This window comes from Streptomyces bullii, from assembly GCF_042657145.1.
In the GTDB taxonomy this organism is placed as follows: domain Bacteria; phylum Actinomycetota; class Actinomycetes; order Streptomycetales; family Streptomycetaceae; genus Streptomyces; species Streptomyces bullii.
In genome coordinates this window covers 590,309-605,430 of the sequence record NZ_JBHSNY010000003.1, presented here as the reverse complement: position 1 = coordinate 605,430, position 15,122 = coordinate 590,309, and the positions used below count along the sequence as shown (strand labels likewise).

Annotated in this window: 10 protein-coding genes, 1 tRNA gene and 2 pseudogenes; 8 read left to right on the top strand and 5 right to left on the bottom strand. The window is 71.4% G+C overall.

The features are described from left to right. Positions 1 to 50 precede the first annotated feature (50 nt). Both bagA and bagB read left to right on the top strand, forming a co-directional pair. Positions 51 to 1,028 (top strand): ATPase BagA, encoded by a 978-nt coding sequence (gene bagA / locus ACFPZJ_RS10715; RefSeq protein WP_381019903.1) that lies wholly within the window; start codon positions 51 to 53, stop codon positions 1,026 to 1,028. A 76-nt stretch (positions 1,029 to 1,104) separates the two neighbouring features. Then, positions 1,105 to 2,484: an ATPase BagB gene (gene bagB / locus ACFPZJ_RS10710; protein ID WP_381019901.1), complete on the top strand. Its 1,380-nt coding sequence runs from the start codon at positions 1,105 to 1,107 to the stop codon at positions 2,482 to 2,484. Positions 2,485 to 2,569: 85 nt separating this feature from the next. Here bagB and wblA read toward each other — a convergent pair whose 3' ends face one another. Then, a complete protein-coding gene (gene wblA, locus ACFPZJ_RS10705; RefSeq protein ID WP_381019899.1) occupies positions 2,570 to 2,908 on the bottom strand; it encodes a transcriptional regulator WblA in 339 nt (112 codons plus the stop codon). 495 nt (positions 2,909 to 3,403) lie between these two features. On the opposite strand from wblA, the gene ACFPZJ_RS10700 reads away from it, so the two are divergent. After that, on the top strand, positions 3,404 to 5,710 hold the full coding sequence (locus ACFPZJ_RS10700) for a transglycosylase domain-containing protein (protein WP_381019897.1): 2,307 nt from the start codon (positions 3,404 to 3,406) through the stop codon (positions 5,708 to 5,710). 355 nt (positions 5,711 to 6,065) lie between these two features. On the opposite strand, the gene ACFPZJ_RS10695 is transcribed toward ACFPZJ_RS10700, so the two are convergent. Then, entirely contained in the window at positions 6,066 to 6,530 is a 465-nt protein-coding gene (locus ACFPZJ_RS10695; protein ID WP_381019896.1) for a GatB/YqeY domain-containing protein, read from the bottom strand. Between the two features lie 120 nt (positions 6,531 to 6,650). Here ACFPZJ_RS10695 and ACFPZJ_RS10690 point away from each other — a divergent pair, with 120 nt between their 5' ends. The 4 genes from ACFPZJ_RS10690 to ACFPZJ_RS10675 all read left to right on the top strand — a co-directional run bounded on the left by ACFPZJ_RS10690 (position 6,651) and on the right by ACFPZJ_RS10675 (position 9,551). Further along, the gene (locus tag ACFPZJ_RS10690; RefSeq protein ID WP_381019895.1) at positions 6,651 to 7,577 is read left to right on the top strand and encodes a metallophosphoesterase; all 927 of its coding nucleotides are present in this window, start codon (positions 6,651 to 6,653) and stop codon (positions 7,575 to 7,577) included. Positions 7,578 to 7,819: 242 nt separating this feature from the next. Further along, the gene (locus tag ACFPZJ_RS10685) at positions 7,820 to 8,605 is read left to right on the top strand and encodes a Pr6Pr family membrane protein (RefSeq protein ID WP_381019893.1); all 786 of its coding nucleotides are present in this window, start codon (positions 7,820 to 7,822) and stop codon (positions 8,603 to 8,605) included. A gap of 33 nt (positions 8,606 to 8,638) precedes the next feature. Further along, positions 8,639 to 8,712: transfer RNA gene (locus tag ACFPZJ_RS10680), tRNA-Pro, on the top strand. Between the two features lie 605 nt (positions 8,713 to 9,317). After that, positions 9,318 to 9,551, top strand: a complete 234-nt coding sequence (locus tag ACFPZJ_RS10675) for a hypothetical protein (RefSeq protein WP_381019892.1) — start codon at positions 9,318 to 9,320, stop codon at positions 9,549 to 9,551. 23 nt (positions 9,552 to 9,574) lie between these two features. On the opposite strand, the pseudogene ACFPZJ_RS39890 reads toward ACFPZJ_RS10675, so the two are convergent. The 3 genes and pseudogenes from ACFPZJ_RS39890 to ACFPZJ_RS10665 form a co-directional block, all read right to left on the bottom strand. Then, positions 9,575 to 9,818, bottom strand: a pseudogene (locus tag ACFPZJ_RS39890) (IS630 family transposase); the annotation flags it as partial. Continuing rightward, a pseudogene (locus ACFPZJ_RS10670) lies at positions 9,809 to 10,024 on the bottom strand (MerR family transcriptional regulator); the annotation flags it as partial. The pseudogenes ACFPZJ_RS39890 and ACFPZJ_RS10670, both read right to left, overlap by 10 nt. Positions 10,025 to 10,099: 75 nt before the next feature. After that, positions 10,100 to 10,234 carry a hypothetical protein gene (locus ACFPZJ_RS10665; protein WP_381019890.1) on the bottom strand — a complete coding sequence of 45 codons (135 nt, stop codon included), beginning with the start codon at positions 10,232 to 10,234 and terminating at the stop codon, positions 10,100 to 10,102. A 562-nt stretch (positions 10,235 to 10,796) separates the two neighbouring features. Between ACFPZJ_RS10665 and ACFPZJ_RS10660 the strand changes: the two genes are divergently transcribed. Further along, entirely contained in the window at positions 10,797 to 14,927 is a 4,131-nt protein-coding gene (locus tag ACFPZJ_RS10660) for an nSTAND1 domain-containing NTPase (protein ID WP_381019888.1), read from the top strand. Positions 14,928 to 15,122 lie beyond the last annotated feature (195 nt).

Here is a 15,122-nt window from a genome sequence, read left to right as displayed (position 1 = left end):
GTCCACAGCCTCCCGCTCGGCCCGCGGCGGGACTGGTTACGCTCGAAGACGTGAGCAGGCTCCAGGTCGTCAGTGGCAAGGGCGGTACCGGCAAGAGCACGGTGGCCGCGGCCCTAGCGCTGGCCCTGGCCACGGAGGGGAAGCGGACGCTTCTCGTCGAGGTCGAGGGCCGCCAGGGCATCGCGCAGCTCTTCGAAACGGAGGCGCTGCCTTATGAGGAGCGGAAGATCGCCGTCGCTCCCGGGGGCGGGGAGGTGTACGCCCTCGCCATCGATCCCGAACTGGCCCTACTGGACTACCTCCAGATGTTCTACAAGCTGGGGGGTGCCGGACGGGCCCTGAAGAAGATCGGCGCGATCGACTTCGCCACCACCATCGCGCCGGGTCTGAGAGACGTCCTGCTGACCGGCAAGGCGTGCGAGGCGGTGCGCCGCAAGGACAGAAGCGGGCGGTTCGCGTACGACTACGTCGTCATGGACGCGCCGCCGACCGGCCGCATCACCCGCTTCCTCAACGTCAACGACGAGGTCGCCGGGCTCGCCAAGATCGGCCCGATACACAATCAGGCGCAGGCCGTGATGCGCGTGCTGAAGTCGGCGGAGACGGCCGTGCACCTGGTGGCGCTGCTGGAGGAGATGCCCGTCCAGGAGACCGTGGACGGCATCGCGGAGCTGCGGGCGGCGCGGCTGCCGGTGGGCCGGATCATCGTGAACATGGTGCGGCCCGAGGTGTTGGACGCCGACGACCTGGAACTCGTACGGACGGTCCCGCGTTCCTCTGTTGCCCGGGCGCTGTCGGTGGCCGGGCTGGGCGGGGCGCGGCGCGGTGGGCACGCCGAGCGGCTGGTGGACCCGCTGCTCACGCAGGCCGAGGAGTACGCCGAGCGGTACGCGCTGGAGCAGGAGCAGCGTGCGGTGCTGGGGGAACTGGGCCTGCCGCGGCACGAACTGCCGTTGCTCGCCGAGGGCATGGACCTGGCGGGGCTGTACGAACTGGCCCGCGAGCTGCGCGAGCAGGGCGTGTCATGAGCCGGACCTGTCAGGGGGCGGGGCCCGTCACGAGTCGTCGAGCAAAACCTGGCACGAGTCGGAAGCAGGGGATGTCATGAGCCGTCCGGACCCGGCGCACACGCACGACCCGGCCCGCCCTCACCTGACCCCCACGCGCGTGCTCGACCTCGATCCGCTCATCGAGGACCCGAAGACCCGGATCGTGGTGTGCTGCGGCGCGGGCGGGGTCGGCAAGACGACCACGGCGGCGGCCCTGGGGCTGCGTGCGGCCGAGCGGGGCCGCAAGGTCGTGGTCCTCACCATCGACCCGGCGCGCCGGCTCGCCCAGTCCATGGGCATCGACTCGCTGGACAACACCCCGCGGCGGGTGAAGGGCATCGACGACTCCGCGGGCGGTGAACTGCACGCGATGATGCTCGACATGAAGCGCACCTTCGACGAGATCGTCGAGGCGCACGCGGACCCCGAGCGGGCGGCCGCGATCCTGGGCAACCCCTTCTACCAGTCGCTCTCGGCGGGCTTCGCGGGCACGCAGGAGTACATGGCGATGGAGAAGCTGGGGCAGCTGCGGTCCCGCGACGAGTGGGACCTGATCGTGGTCGACACGCCGCCGTCCCGCTCGGCGCTGGACTTCCTCGACGCGCCCAAGCGGCTCGGCTCGTTCCTGGACGGGCGGCTGATCCGGCTGCTGACGGCGCCGGCGAAGCTGGGCGGCCGCGCAGGCATGAAGTTCCTGAACGTCGGCATGTCGATGATGACCGGCACCCTCGGCAAGCTGCTGGGCGGTCAGCTGTTGAAGGACGTCCAGACGTTCGTGGCCGCGATGGACACGACCTTCGGCGGGTTCCGTACGCGCGCGGACGCCACGTACAAGCTGCTGCAGGCGCCCGGCACGGCGTTCCTGGTGGTGGCGGCGCCGGAGCGGGACGCGCTGCGCGAGGCCGCCTACTTCGTGGAGCGCCTGGCCGCCGAGAACATGCCGCTCGCCGGTCTGGTGCTCAACCGCGTCCACGGCAGCGGCGCCGGCCGGCTGTCGGCCGAGCGGGCGCTCGCCGCCGCGGAAAATCTTGAGGACTCCCGCATTGTGGATCAGGAGGGCGGGAAAGCTGGACTTCGTAACTCCCCCGACACGTACGACAGTTCAGACTCTCCCGTGTCCGGCACCCCGGATCCTGACGATGGCTCCCCCGCCGCGACGGACCTGGCTGAGGCTGCCGAGGCGAACACCGATGCCGCGGACGGGGAGCGGTCCGTCGACCGCCTCGCCGCAGGCCTGCTGAGGCTGCACGCCGAACGGATGCAGTTGCTCGCCCGCGAGCAGCGCACGCGTGACCGCTTCACGGCCCTGCACCCGGAGGTGGCAGTGGCGGAAGTGGCCGCGCTCCCCGGCGACGTCCACGACCTCGCCGGACTGCGGGACATCGGGCACCGGCTCGCCGAACACCGGTCGGAGCTGCCCCCGACGCACGCCTGAGCGCAGGCACGCCTGCGAAGGGAACCGGTCCGCGTGAGTCTGAAGCGAGCGAGCCTGATGCGGGGAGGGACCCGGCCAGGGCCCCTCAGCTCACCGCGGCGTAGTTCTCGTACACCTCGTCGTCGTTGAGGGGCACGACACCGGCCCCCCGCTCGTACTCCAGGCGCGCGGTCTCCAGCAGTCGGCGCCAGGAGGTCACCGTGGGCCGCCGGCGCAGCAGTGCGCGGCGCTCACGCTCCGTCATGCCTCCCCACACGCCGAACTCGACGCGGTTGTCCAGCGCGTCGGCCAGGCACTCCGTGCGCACCGGGCATCCGGTGCACACCGCCTTGGCCCTGTTCTGCGCTGCTCCCTGAACGAACAGTTCATCCGGATCGGTAGTGCGGCAGGCCGCCTGCGCACTCCAGTCGGTTACCCAGCCCATACCGGCGCCGTCCTCTCCCGAATCGAGGCTCCCCCACGGCGGCAGCGGCATATTCACCGCCGCCAGTTGAGGACGTTACGGAAGGTGGGCACAGCGCAACACCCCCAGCGGGCCCAATCTTGAATGGTCCGAACGGACTATGGGTAAGCGGCAGATCACCCGGGGGAGTGAGCTGGCGACATGCGCGGCATTCCCGACAAATGAGGACAGTTCTCTTGCGTCACAACGGGCGCCGGATGACACACAAGGCGAATTCGGACACGCCCCCATCGAAAAAAGTTGGGGACCACCCGCAACGATTCGGGGTCACCGGACGTATTGATACGTGGCCTCACCGCTGTGACAGTCGAGAGCAGCTTAGGCCAAGGCCTGTCGGCCTGTCCGGCGAACGGGAAGGTCGCCGAGGGACTTTGCCATGCCGTCATCAGGGGTGGCGTTCGTCCCAAGGCCAGCCGCTCCCTCGGAACGTTCACCGTCACGGATTAGGCTGCCCCCATGCCAAAGAAGCGCTCGGGCGGCGGCCTGTCCCCCACGCAGCAGGCCGCGAAGTTCCTCGGTGTCAGTGTCCTCGCGGGAGCCGTGCTGGCCGGCATCGCGCTGCCGGCCGTCGGGGCGCTGGGGCTGGCCGCGAAGGGATCGGTCGAGAGTTTCGACGAGCTCCCGGCCAACATGAAGACCCCGCCGCTGAGTCAGCGGACCACGATCCTCGACGCCGACGGCGGCACGATCGCCACCGTCTACTCGCGCGACCGCACGGTGGTCGCCCTCAAGCACATCTCGCCGTACATGCAGAAGGCGATCGTCGCCATCGAGGACGCCCGCTTCTACCAGCACGGCGCGGTCGACCTGAAGGGCGTCCTGCGCGCCCTCAACCGCAACGCGCAGAGCGGCGGCGTCGCCGAGGGCGCGTCCACGCTGACGCAGCAGTACGTGAAGAACGTCTTCGTCGAGGAGGCCGGCGACGACCCGACGAAGGTCGCGCAGGCCACCCAGCAGACCCTGGGCCGCAAGATCCGCGAGCTGAAGTACGCGATCCAGGTCGAGGAGGAGCTCGGCAAGAAGAAGATCCTCGAGAACTACCTGAACATCACGTTCTTCGGCCAGCAGGCCTACGGTGTCGAGGCCGCCGCCCAGCGCTACTTCTCCAAGTCGGCCAAGGACCTCAACCTCCAGGAGTCGGCCCTGCTGGCCGGCATCGTCCAGTCGCCCAGCCGGTACGACCCGGTCAACGACGAGGCGGAGGCCACCAAGCGGCGCAACGTCGTGCTGCAGCGCATGGCCGACGTGGGCGACATCTCCCAGGCCGAGGCCGACAGGGCGAAGCGCACACCGCTCGGCCTGGAGGTCAGCAAGCCCAAGAACGGCTGCATCACGGCGGTCAAGGGCGCCGGCTTCTTCTGCGACTACGTCCGCGAGGTCTTCCTGAACGACCCGGTCTTCGGCAAGACCAAAGAGGCCCGGGCCAAGGTCTGGAACCAGGGCGGTCTGACCGTCCGCACCACCCTCGATCCACAGGCCCAGAAGTCGGTGCAGGCCTCGATCAAGGAGCACGTCTACAAGAGCGACGACGTGGCCACGGCCGCCACCCTCGTCGAGCCCGGCACCGGCAAGATCCTCGCCATGGGCCAGTCGCGTCCCTACGGCTTCAAGAAGAACGAGACGCAGATCAATCTCTCCGTCGATCAGGGGATGGGCGGCGGCATGGGCTACCAGCCCGGTTCGACGTTCAAGCCGATCGTGGCCGCAGCCGCCCTGGAGGACGGCATGCCGGCGACGAAGGTCTACTCCTCGCCCTACAAGATGGCCTACCCGAGCCCGGTCCAGGCCTGTAACGGCAAAACCTGGCGGAACGACCCGAACAGCCCGGCCGAGCTGGAGAACGAGAACGAGTCGGAGGTCGGCCCGTACGACATGAAGGAGGCGACCGCCAAGTCGGTCAACACCTACTACGTGCAGATGATCAGCGACATCGGCATCTGCCCGGTGACGACGATGGCGAAGAAGATGGGCGTCGAGCGGGCCGACGGCAAGAAGATGCCGCAGGTGCCGTCCATCGCCCTCGGCACGCAGGAGATGTCCCCGCTGACCATGGCGAACGCGTACGCGACCTTCGCCTCGCGCGGCATGTACTGCACCCCGGTCGCCATCGAGTCGGTCAGCCAGCGGGTCGGTGACAAGACGAAGTCACTGGAGGTCCCCAAGTCGACCTGCTCGCGGGCGATGTCCGAGACCACCGCCGACACCATCAACACGCTGCTCCAGGGCGTCGTCGAGGACGGTACGGGTACCAAGGCGGGCCTCGGCTCCAGCCGCCCCAGCGCCGGCAAGACCGGTACGACGGACTTCCGCTACGCGGCCTGGTTCGTGGGCTACACGCCGAACATGGCCGGCGCGGTGTGGGTCGGTGACCCGGCGCACAAGCGGCGGATGGTCGACATCACCATCGGCGGCCGGTCGTACGGCAAGGTCTTCGGTGGGGAGGTTCCCGGCCCGATCTGGCGGGACATGATGTCCGGCGCGCTGGAGGGCAAGCCGGCTCCCGACTTCAATGTCGTCCACATCCCCGACCCGCCGAGCCGCGACCGCGGGGAGGACGAGGGTGACGACGACGGGGACAACGGCGACAGGGGCAACGGCAACGGCGGCGTCATCGGCGGCCTGGTCGGGGGCACCGACGGCGGCGAGAACGGCGGCGCCTTCCCGACGCCCTCCTTCTCTGTCCCGGAGGACTTCTTCCAGGGGCAGGGCAACGGGGGGAACGGGAACGGAGGCGGAGGCGGGGGCGGGGGCGGGCGCGGCTGAGCAGCCGGCCCGCGCCGGGTGATCCCGTCAGCAGATCGGCCCCTTCTCGCGTACGAGTGTGCTGCGTACGGGAGGAGGGGCCGAGTCGTGTGCTGGGGTCTGGGATCGTGTGCCGGCGCCTGTTCGTGTGCCCGGGTGTGGATCGTGTGCTGGGTCTGAATCTGTGGTGGGGCCGGAGTGGTGTGCCGGGGCCTGAATCTGTGGTGGGGCCGGAGTGGTGTGCCGGGGCCTGAATCGAGTGCTGGGGCCGAGTGGTGTGCCGGGCCCCGAGTCGACCGCCGGCCCCGAGTGGTGCCGTCCGGCTGGCCGGCGTGGCGGGGCTGAAGGGAGTCAGCCGGGTGGGGCTCGGCGCTGGTCAGCCGGCCAGCAGCTTCTTCACCGCGGCGGCGACGCGGCCGCCCTCGGCCTGGCCGGCCACCTTCGGGTTCACGATCTTCATGACCGCGCCCATCGCCCGCGGCCCCTCGGCGCCGGCGGCCCTGGCCTCCTCGACGGCCTGGGCGACGATCGCGTTCAGCTCCTCGTCGGACAGCTGCTTGGGCAGGTACTCGGCGAGCACCTCGCCCTCCGCCTTCTCCCGCTCGGCCTGCTCGGCACGACCACCCTGAGCGAACGCCTCGGCCGCCTCACGCCGCTTCTTCGCCTCGCGGGTGATCACCTTCTGGACCTCGTCGTCGGAGAGCTGACGCTTCTCCTTGCCCGCGACCTCCTCCTTGGTGATCGCGGCGAGCGTGAGCCGGAGCGTCGAGGAGCGGAGCTCGTCGCGCTCCTTGATCGCGGCGTTGAGGTCATCCTGCAGCTTCGACTTGAGCGTGGTCATGGGGTTGATTGTCGCAGGTGCGGGCGGAGGGGCGCCTGCCGTTTTGGACGGCCTGCTGTCAAAGGGCGTTGGGGGGGGCGGCCGGACACGGGTGGCGTCCCGGTCTGACACGATGGTCGTATGCGCGCGCGATACGGAGTCCCCCTGGGAATCGCGGCGGCTGGCGCCGCCGGTCTGGTGTACGCGGCGGGTTTCGAGGCCCGCTCCTTCCGGCTGCGACGGGTGACCGTCCCGGTCCTGCCATCCGGAATGCGCCCCCTGCGCGTGCTGCAGGTCTCCGACATCCACATGGTCGGCGGCCAGCGCAAGAAGCAGCGCTGGCTGCGCTCGCTGGCGGGCCTGCGCCCCGACTTCGTGATCAACACGGGCGACAACCTCTCCGACCCGGAGGGCGTACCGGAGGTCCTGGACTCCCTGGGCCCGCTCATGGAGTTCCCGGGCGCCTACGTCTTCGGCTCCAACGACTACTACGGCCCCAAGCTCCGCAACCCCGCCCGCTACCTGATCGAGAAGATCCAGGGCCGCCACGGCCTGAACGGCAACCCGCCGGCCGTCGGCGTGGTCCACAACCCGTGGGAGGACCTGCGCGACGGCTTCGACGCGGCGGGCTGGCTGAACCTGACGAACACCCGGGGCCTGCTGAAGGTCGACGGCGTGTCGATCGAGCTGACGGGCCTGGACGACCCGCACATCAAGCGGGACCGGTACGGGGAGGTCGCGGGTGGCCCCTCGGACACGGCGGACTTCTCGATGGGCGTGGTCCACGCGCCGTACCTGCGGGTCCTGGACGCGTTCACCGCCGACGGCTACCCCCTGGTCCTGGCCGGCCACACGCACGGCGGACAGCTCTGCATCCCCTTCTACGGCGCCCTGGTCACCAACTGCGACCTGGACACGGACCGTGTGAAGGGCCTGTCCACGCACACGGCGGAGGGCCGTACGGCCTACCTCCACGTGTCGGCGGGCTGCGGCACGAACAGGTACACGCCGGTGCGGTTCGCATGCCCGCCGGAGGCGACGTTGCTGACGTTGGTGGGACGGGAGTAGAGCCGGGAGCAGAGCCGGGGGAGAGCTGTGGTGGGGATGAGCCGGGAGCAGAGCTGAGGGCGGTTCCGGGAGTGGAACCGGACGCGGAGGCGGTCGGGGGGGCGGCCGGCGGACCGGGACGCTCACGACCGGCCCGGCTTGCCGCCCGACGGTTCCCCGCGATCGAGGCAACGCCGGCCCGGATCACCCGCCCAGCCCTACCCGCATCGCCCGATTTACACCGTTCTGCCTAACTTGAGGGCATGACCGCCCCGATACCCAGGGACCTGCCGGACCTCCCCGCGATCCCGCGAAGGCTCGCACTCCTGCCGTCACCGGTCCCCGCCACGGCGGTGATGGCCCCCGTCCGCCGCCCCCTCACCGCGGCCTTCCGTCTGCTGATCGCCCTGGCGGCAGCTGCGGGCGTGACGATCGAAGTGCTCCTCGACAGCCCGGCGCGGGCCCTGAGCGACTTCACGGTGCAAAGCGCCGTCCTGCTGGCACCGGTCCTCGCGCTCTCGGCCCGCCGGGCCCGGACGGCCCGCCGACCACTGCCGGGAGTCCTCACGGGCGCGGCGCTGTTGTACGTGGTGACCGCCGCCCTCGTCCACCACCTGCTCCTGACCGACGCGGGAAGCCCCTCCACATCGACGACGAACGCGGTCCTCCCGGACTGGGCGGCCCCACTCGCCGACCACACCCTGCACACGGCCGTCCCGCTCGCGGCCGTGCTGGACTGGCTCCTCCTCACCACCCCCGGCCGCCTGCACCTCCGCCAGGCCGGCACCTGGCTCCTCTACCCCCTGGCCTACCTGGTCTTCTCCCTCGCCCGAGGCGAGCTGCCTTTCCCCGGCACGCCGCCCCGCTACCTCTACCCCTTCCTGGACGTCGCCCAGCACGGCTACAAGAGCGTCCTCGGCAACGCCCTCCTCCTGGGCCTGTCCATCTACGCCCTGGCCATCGTCCTCGTGGCCCTCGACCGCACCCGCCCCGACCCGACCCGGCAGTGCTGGAAAACCGGATTTCGTCTCCAGCCGCCAGTGGGCTAAAGTAAACGACGTCGCCGCGACGAGCGGCGACATCGGGGTGTAGCGCAGCTTGGCAGCGCGCTTCGTTCGGGACGAAGAGGTCGTGGGTTCAAATCCCGCCACCCCGACAGCGAAGTACCAGGTTAGGGCCTGATCCAGTGAGTGGATCAGGCCCTAACGGGTTTCTGGAGATCGTTTCGGAGAAATCTGGAAGACTCCAGAGCTTGCGGATTCCAAGATCAACATGCGGGACCGCCTCAACATCCTTCGGAGCATCGCTCATGGCTGGCCATCGCTCAGCGCTTCCCCACCGCCACGCCCGTGTCCGCCCAGCGGGAGCTCAGCCGCCCCTTGGTGATCTGACCCCAAGATTGGGTGATGGGACCGGCCATTCGACGTGGCTCGCCCCTCTGGCGGGGCTATGGGTGTCGCCGGGCAGACCGTCAGAGAGGATCCTCCCGTGAGTCACCCCTGCCGCAGTTGTCGAAGCCCGAGTTCGTCTTGCTTCCCATCGAGGTCGCATCCGAGGTGCCCACCCAGATCGCTGCCGCTCTCCAGGAGACTGGCGTCCCCGGCGGGTTGATCGGATACGAGTACCGGCCGCTGAGGGAACCGGTGTGTCTCGGGGTGATCGGTGAGCGGAGCTGGTCGCCATCGCGACGAGTGGCCTGTTCGGACGCGTCGCCGTCGACGTGGCCAGTGGTCACGTGGTGCACACCCGAAGATCGAGTCAGTGACGACCCATCACGTGAACAGCGACCTTGACTCCTTCAACCGATGCGTCGCTGCCGTGATCGCACGCTTCCCGTTCTGTGCGGAGGGCGACGAGGAGAGGTGTGGGGAGGTGGCGGAAGAGCTGCGCGATCTCGTCTCCGGCATCGACGAGACAGCTCGCGTGCACAACGGGTTCCGGGAGACCTTCTGCGACGACGTGGCGATCGGGGACCATGCGGACTGGGATGCCTGATCCGGGACCGGTCCCGGTTTCGGTCAGCCGTCCAGGCTCAGGCCAGTGGCCGTGACGCAGCCGTCGACGAGGTCAGGGCCGTACTGGATCCCCTTGAGCCGACATTTCACGGCTCTGGTGATCTCACCGAGGTCCGCGGCGGCGAGGTGGCCCAGGTCGCGCTTTACCAAGGCCCAGATGCCCTCAGTTGGCCTGGGTCAGGGGCCTCGCCGGGAGGTGGAACACTGTCAGCCACGTGGCACTCAGGTCGATGGACTCCTTTCCTCCACGATGGCGCGAACCTGTTGGAGGGTGACGCCGAGCTCCTTGAGGGCGATGACGCGGTTGAGGCGGGTCAACTGGGCGGCCGTGTAGTACCGGTAGCCGGTGGCGGGGTCGACGAGGGCCGGGCGCAGCAGTCCGGTCGCGTCGTAGTGACGCAGCATCCGGACCGAGAAGCGGCCGTGGCGGGCGAAGTCTCCGATGGTGAACATGACGTCTCCGACTTCAGCGCCTGACACGGTGTGAGGGGCAACGGTTGGTCGTCGGCTGTGCGGGCGCGCCCCACCTCATCGTTCCGACTCGGCGCGGTCGTTCCAGTGAACCGTGCGGTCGCACCAGCGGTTCAGGAGGGTGTGGTCGTGGTCTGCGGCCGGCGGGCCCGCGCCCGTGGTGGTGCGGTAGTGGTCGATGACCTGGATCACGGGTTCGCGTCTCGGGTGCCCGGGCGGCGCGCCGGGCCGCTACCCCTGACAGCGGTGGCGGGCCGGACTGCTGCCGCTGTCAGGGCAGGGGCACCCGTCGGAGGAGCGGCGGTCGGTTCCGCCGTACCGCCCCACCGTCGCGGCACCGGTCCCTCCCCTCGTGGGGACCGGTACCGGGCGGTGGGGCGGCGTCGATCCGCGCCGTGCCGTGTGGCCGGTGCGGATCGGGGAAGGGGCGGACAAGGGTGGTCGTGGTGGCGGCCCGGGCGGACGGAGGCGCCGCGGTGCTGCCTGGGGCACGCGACGGGAACTCGTCACGGTCTCGTGGTTCCAGCGGAAGCCGGACCAGAACATGCCGCGTCATGAGTGATGTCTCCGAGCGCTGAGCCGATGGCGCGTCCGGGGCTGAGCGCGGTTGCCGCGCCAGTGCGTCACGATCCTGCCCGCTGCCGTTCACGCCGAGGAGGTTCCGATGTCCGGACCACGACTAATCCGCAGGTCAGCCGTATAAAGTGAGTTTTCCGGTCCGGACGGCCGGGGAGCGAGGGCGGGGAGGTAACGGGTGGAGACCGCGGGTTCCGGCTCAGGGGCACGCACGGCCTTCGCGGAACGCCTCGCGCTGCTGTACAGGGAGGCCGGCAACCCTCCTCTCAAACGCGTGTCCGAGGCGGTCGTCCGGCTCCAGCGGGTCGACGAACGCGGGCGGCCGGTACGGGTGTCCGCCCAGCGGATCAGCGACTGGCGGCGGGCCAAGAACGTGCCCGCTCAGTTCGCCGCCCTCGCGGCGGTGCTGTACGTCCTGATCCCCCAGGCGCGCCGCGCCCGGCCCACGCCCGTCTCCCCGGGCCTGTACGACCTGGGCCAGTGGCAGCGGCTGTGGGAGCGGGCGCTGGCCGACCCGGTCGGCGACCGGCCCGCGGCGGGCGCGGACGACGAGGAGCGGCCGACGGCGGACACGGCGGCCGTCCCCGGGGGCGTGTGCCCGTACCGGGGGCTGGCCTCCTACCGCCAGGAGGACGCCCGGTGGTTCTTCGGGCGGGAGCGGAGCACGGACGCCCTCGTCGCCCAGCTGCGCGCCGTGGAGGCGACGGGCGGGCTGGTCATGCTGGTGGGCGCCTCGGGAGCCGGGAAGTCCTCCCTGCTGAACGCCGGGCTGGTGCCCGCGCTGCGCGACGGCGCGCTGAGCGGCGGGGGCGACGGGGTCAGCGGACACGGCGGTGGCAAGGGAAGCGACGGGGGCAGCGGACACGGCGGTAGCGGCGGGGGCAGCGGACGCGACGGAGTCGGCGAGGGCGGCGGGCCGAGCGAGGTCGTGCAGCTGGTGCCGGGCGGTGATCCGCTCGCCGAACTGACCCGTCGGATACCCGAGCTGGCGGCCGTCGTCTCGGGCGCGGCCGAGCCGGAGGGGGCACCCGGAACACCGGGGTTCGCCCGGGCCGTGCGGGAGGCCTTCGCCGACTGGGCGGGGCGCTCGGCGTCGTCCGCCGGGCGCCCCGTCCTCATCGTGGACCAGTTCGAGGAGACGTTCACCCTCTGCCCCGACGAGGCGGACCGGCGTACGTTCATCCAGGTCCTGCACGCCGCCTGCACCCCGGGCGGGCCCGGCGAGGCCGGCCCCGTGCTCGCCGTCATCGGCATACGCGCCGACTTCTACGAGCAGTGCCTCGCCCATCCGGAACTGGCCGACGCGCTGCAGCACCGGCACATGGTGCTGGGCCCGCTGACCACCGCGGAACTGCGCGAGGCGGTGACCGGCCCCGCCAAGGCCGTGGGGCTGGAACTGGAGCCGGGGCTGGCGGAGCTGATCGTGCGGGAGGTGGGCGCCGACAGTCCGCGCGGGGCGCACGACGCGGGCGTGCTGCCGCTGCTGTCGCACGCCCTGCTCGCCACCTGGCAGCGCCGCAAGGCGGGGAAACTGACGCTGGCCGGCTACCGCGCGGCAGGCGGCATCCAGGGAGCGGTGGCCGCGACCGCCGAACGGGCCTGGTCCCGCCTCGATCCCGCGGCCCGCACCGCCGCGCGGCTGCTCCTGCTGCGGCTGGTCCGGCTCGGCGAGGACACCCAGGCCACCCGCAGGCGCGGCACACGACGCCAGTTGGCGGAGGAGTCGGCGGACCCGGGCAAGACGGAGGAGTCGCTGGAGGCGCTCGTCCGCGCCCGGCTGGTGACGCTCGACGCGGAGACCGTGGAGATCACCCACGAGGCGCTGCTGCACGCCTGGCCCCGGCTGCGCGACTGGATCGACGAGGACCGGCACGGCAACCTGCTGCGCCAGCGGCTGGAGGAGGACGGCCGGGCCTGGGAGGACTCGGGCCGTGACTCCGCGCTGCTGTACCGGGGTTCACGGCTGGAACAGGCTCACACCTGGGCGCGGTCGGCGGGGGACACGTTCCTCACCCGGAGCGCGGCGGAGTTCCTGGCCGCCTCGGTCCGGCTGCGCCGGCGCACGGTGTGGATCAGCCGGAGCGCGGTGGCGGCCCTGGTGGTGCTGGCGCTCCTGGCCGTCGGTTCGGCGGTGCTGGCCTGGCAGCAGCGCAACGACGCGGTGTTCGAGCAGGTGGTGGCCGAAGCCGACCGTTTCCAGTACACCGATCCCTCGCTGTCCGCCCAGATCGACCTGGTCGCCCACCGTCTGCGGCCGGACGACGAAGCCACCCGGAACCGGATCGTCTCCATCGTCAACGCGCCCCTGGCCACCCCGCTGCGCGGCCACACCGGCGCCGTCTACCTCACCTCGTTCAGCCCGGACGGGCGGCTTCTGGCCACGGCCAGTTACGACCGGACCGTACGGCTGTGGGACGTGTCGGACCGGACGCGGCCCAAGCCGCTCGGCGCGCCGCTGACGGGCCCCACGAGTTGGGTGAGCAGCGCGGTGTTCAGTCCGGACGGCCGCACCCTCGCCGCCGCCGGGGACGACGGCACGATCCGCCTGTGGGACGTCCGCGACCCCGGCCGCCCGTCCCCGATCGGCACGCCCCTGGCCGGGCACCAGGGCACCATCTACCTGGTCGCCTTCAGCCCGGACGGGCACACCCTGGCCGCCGCCGGCGAGGACGGCACCGTACGCCTGTGGGACGTGACCGGGCCGGGGCGGCCCGAGGAGCTCGGCGCGCTCACCGGGCACACCGCCGCCGTACGGACCGTCGCCTTCAGCCCCGACGGCCGCCTGCTGGCGGCGGGCGGCGACGACAACACGGTCCGGCTGTGGGACACGGCCGACCCGCGCCGTCCCGAACCGGTCGGCCCGGCGCTGAGCGGCCACACCGACCTCGTGCACTCGGTGGCCTTCGGCCCCGACGGCCGGACGCTGGCCAGCGGCAGCGCGGACGACACCGTCCGGCTGTGGAACGTGGCCGAGCCGGAGCGGGCCGCGCCGATCGGTTCGCCGCTCACCGGCCACACCGGCCCCATCTGGTCCGTGGCCTTCAGCCCCGACGGGCGCACCCTCGCCGCGGCCAGCGCGGACAGCACGGCGAGCCTGTGGAACGTCAGCGATCCGGCCTACCCCTCGCAGGTCGGCGAGCCGCTCGCGGGCGGCAGCGGCGAGATGTACGCCCTCGGCTTCAGCCCCGACGGCCGGACCCTCGCCACCGGCAGCGGCGACAGCAAGGTCCGCCTGTGGTCGATCCCGGCGTCGGACATGATCGGCAGCACCGGGGCGTTCCGCCCGGACGGGCGGGTGCTCGCCACGGCCGCGCGCGACGGCCGCATCCGGCTGTGGAACGTGGCGAACCCCGGCCGGCCCGTGCGGCTGAGCACACCGTTCATGGCCGCGGACGGCGACCAGCGCACCCTGGTGTTCTCCCCCGACGGCCGCACCCTCGCGGTGCTGACGGGGAACCGGTCGGTCCACCTGTGGAACGTCTCGGACCCGGCCCGGCCCCGTTCCCACGGGCAGCCCGTCCCGCTGCGGACCCGGTTCATGGGCCCGGACGCGCTGGCCTTCAGCCCGGACGGGCACACCCTGGCCACCGCCTACGACGACCGCACCGTCCAGCTGTGGGACGTCCGCGACCCGTCTCGCCCCACCCGGCTCGGCGCGCCCCTGACCGGCCACAAGGGCTTCGTCAACGCCCTCCTCTTCAGCCCCGACGGCCGCGCCCTGGCCAGCGGCAGCGCCGACGGCACCATCCGGCTGTGGAAGGTGACCGACCCCCGCCGGGCCGTTCCGCTCGGCCGGCCGCTGACGGGGCATCAAGGGCCCGTCAACGTCCTGGCCTACAGCCGGGACGGCCGTACGCTGGCCAGCGGCAGCGACGACGACACGGTCCGACTGTGGACCCTCCCCGGCCCGACCGGCTCGACCGGTTCGACCGGCTCCGCTCGCCTCGGCGCCACCCTCACCGGCCACACCGAGGCGGTCACGTCCCTGACCTTCAGCCGGGACGGCCGCACCCTGGCGAGCGGCGGCAACGACAACACGATCCGGCTGTGGAACGTCACCGTCCCCTCCGACGCCTCCGCCATCGGCCAGTCGATGAGCCCCAACGCCCGGACGGGCACGTTCCTCTCCTTCAGCCCCCGCAGCGAGATGCTCGGCGTCTCCAGCGGCGTCGGCACCGTGCGGCTGTGGAACCTGGACGTCGACGCGGCCATCCGGCGCATCTGCTCGGCGACACGGGGCGTGCTGACACCGGAGCGGTGGAACGAGTACCTGCCGCGGCTCTCGTACGACCCTCCGTGCGACGAGTGACGGGCAGCCGCCTCGCCGCTGTGCGTGATCCCGGTCACAGCCCCTCGCCGCGCCTGAGCGGTCGGCTCCCTCCGTACCAGCCGCCTTGTTAGTCTTGGCCACAGCCCGATCGCTGGTGCTTCCCCCGTCGCCAGCGGTCGGGCCCTTCCATGTCCGTGGCCCGGCCGCGTCGAGCAGCGCGTCGCGACGCGCCCG

Bases quoted from the DNA above. Each gene is read 5' to 3' on its own strand.
- ACFPZJ_RS10695 (WP_381019896.1), bottom strand. From the start codon at position 6,530: ATGACCACGCTCAAGTCGAAGCTGCAGGATGACCTCAACGCCGCGATC.
- bagB (WP_381019901.1), top strand. From the start codon at position 1,105: ATGAGCCGTCCGGACCCGGCGCACACGCACGACCCGGCCCGCCCTCAC.
- ACFPZJ_RS10685 (WP_381019893.1), top strand. From the start codon at position 7,820: ATGACCGCCCCGATACCCAGGGACCTGCCGGACCTCCCCGCGATCCCG.
- ACFPZJ_RS10690 (WP_381019895.1), top strand. From the start codon at position 6,651: ATGCGCGCGCGATACGGAGTCCCCCTGGGAATCGCGGCGGCTGGCGCC.
- wblA (WP_381019899.1), bottom strand. From the start codon at position 2,908: ATGGGCTGGGTAACCGACTGGAGTGCGCAGGCGGCCTGCCGCACTACC.
- ACFPZJ_RS10700 (WP_381019897.1), top strand. From the start codon at position 3,404: ATGCCAAAGAAGCGCTCGGGCGGCGGCCTGTCCCCCACGCAGCAGGCC.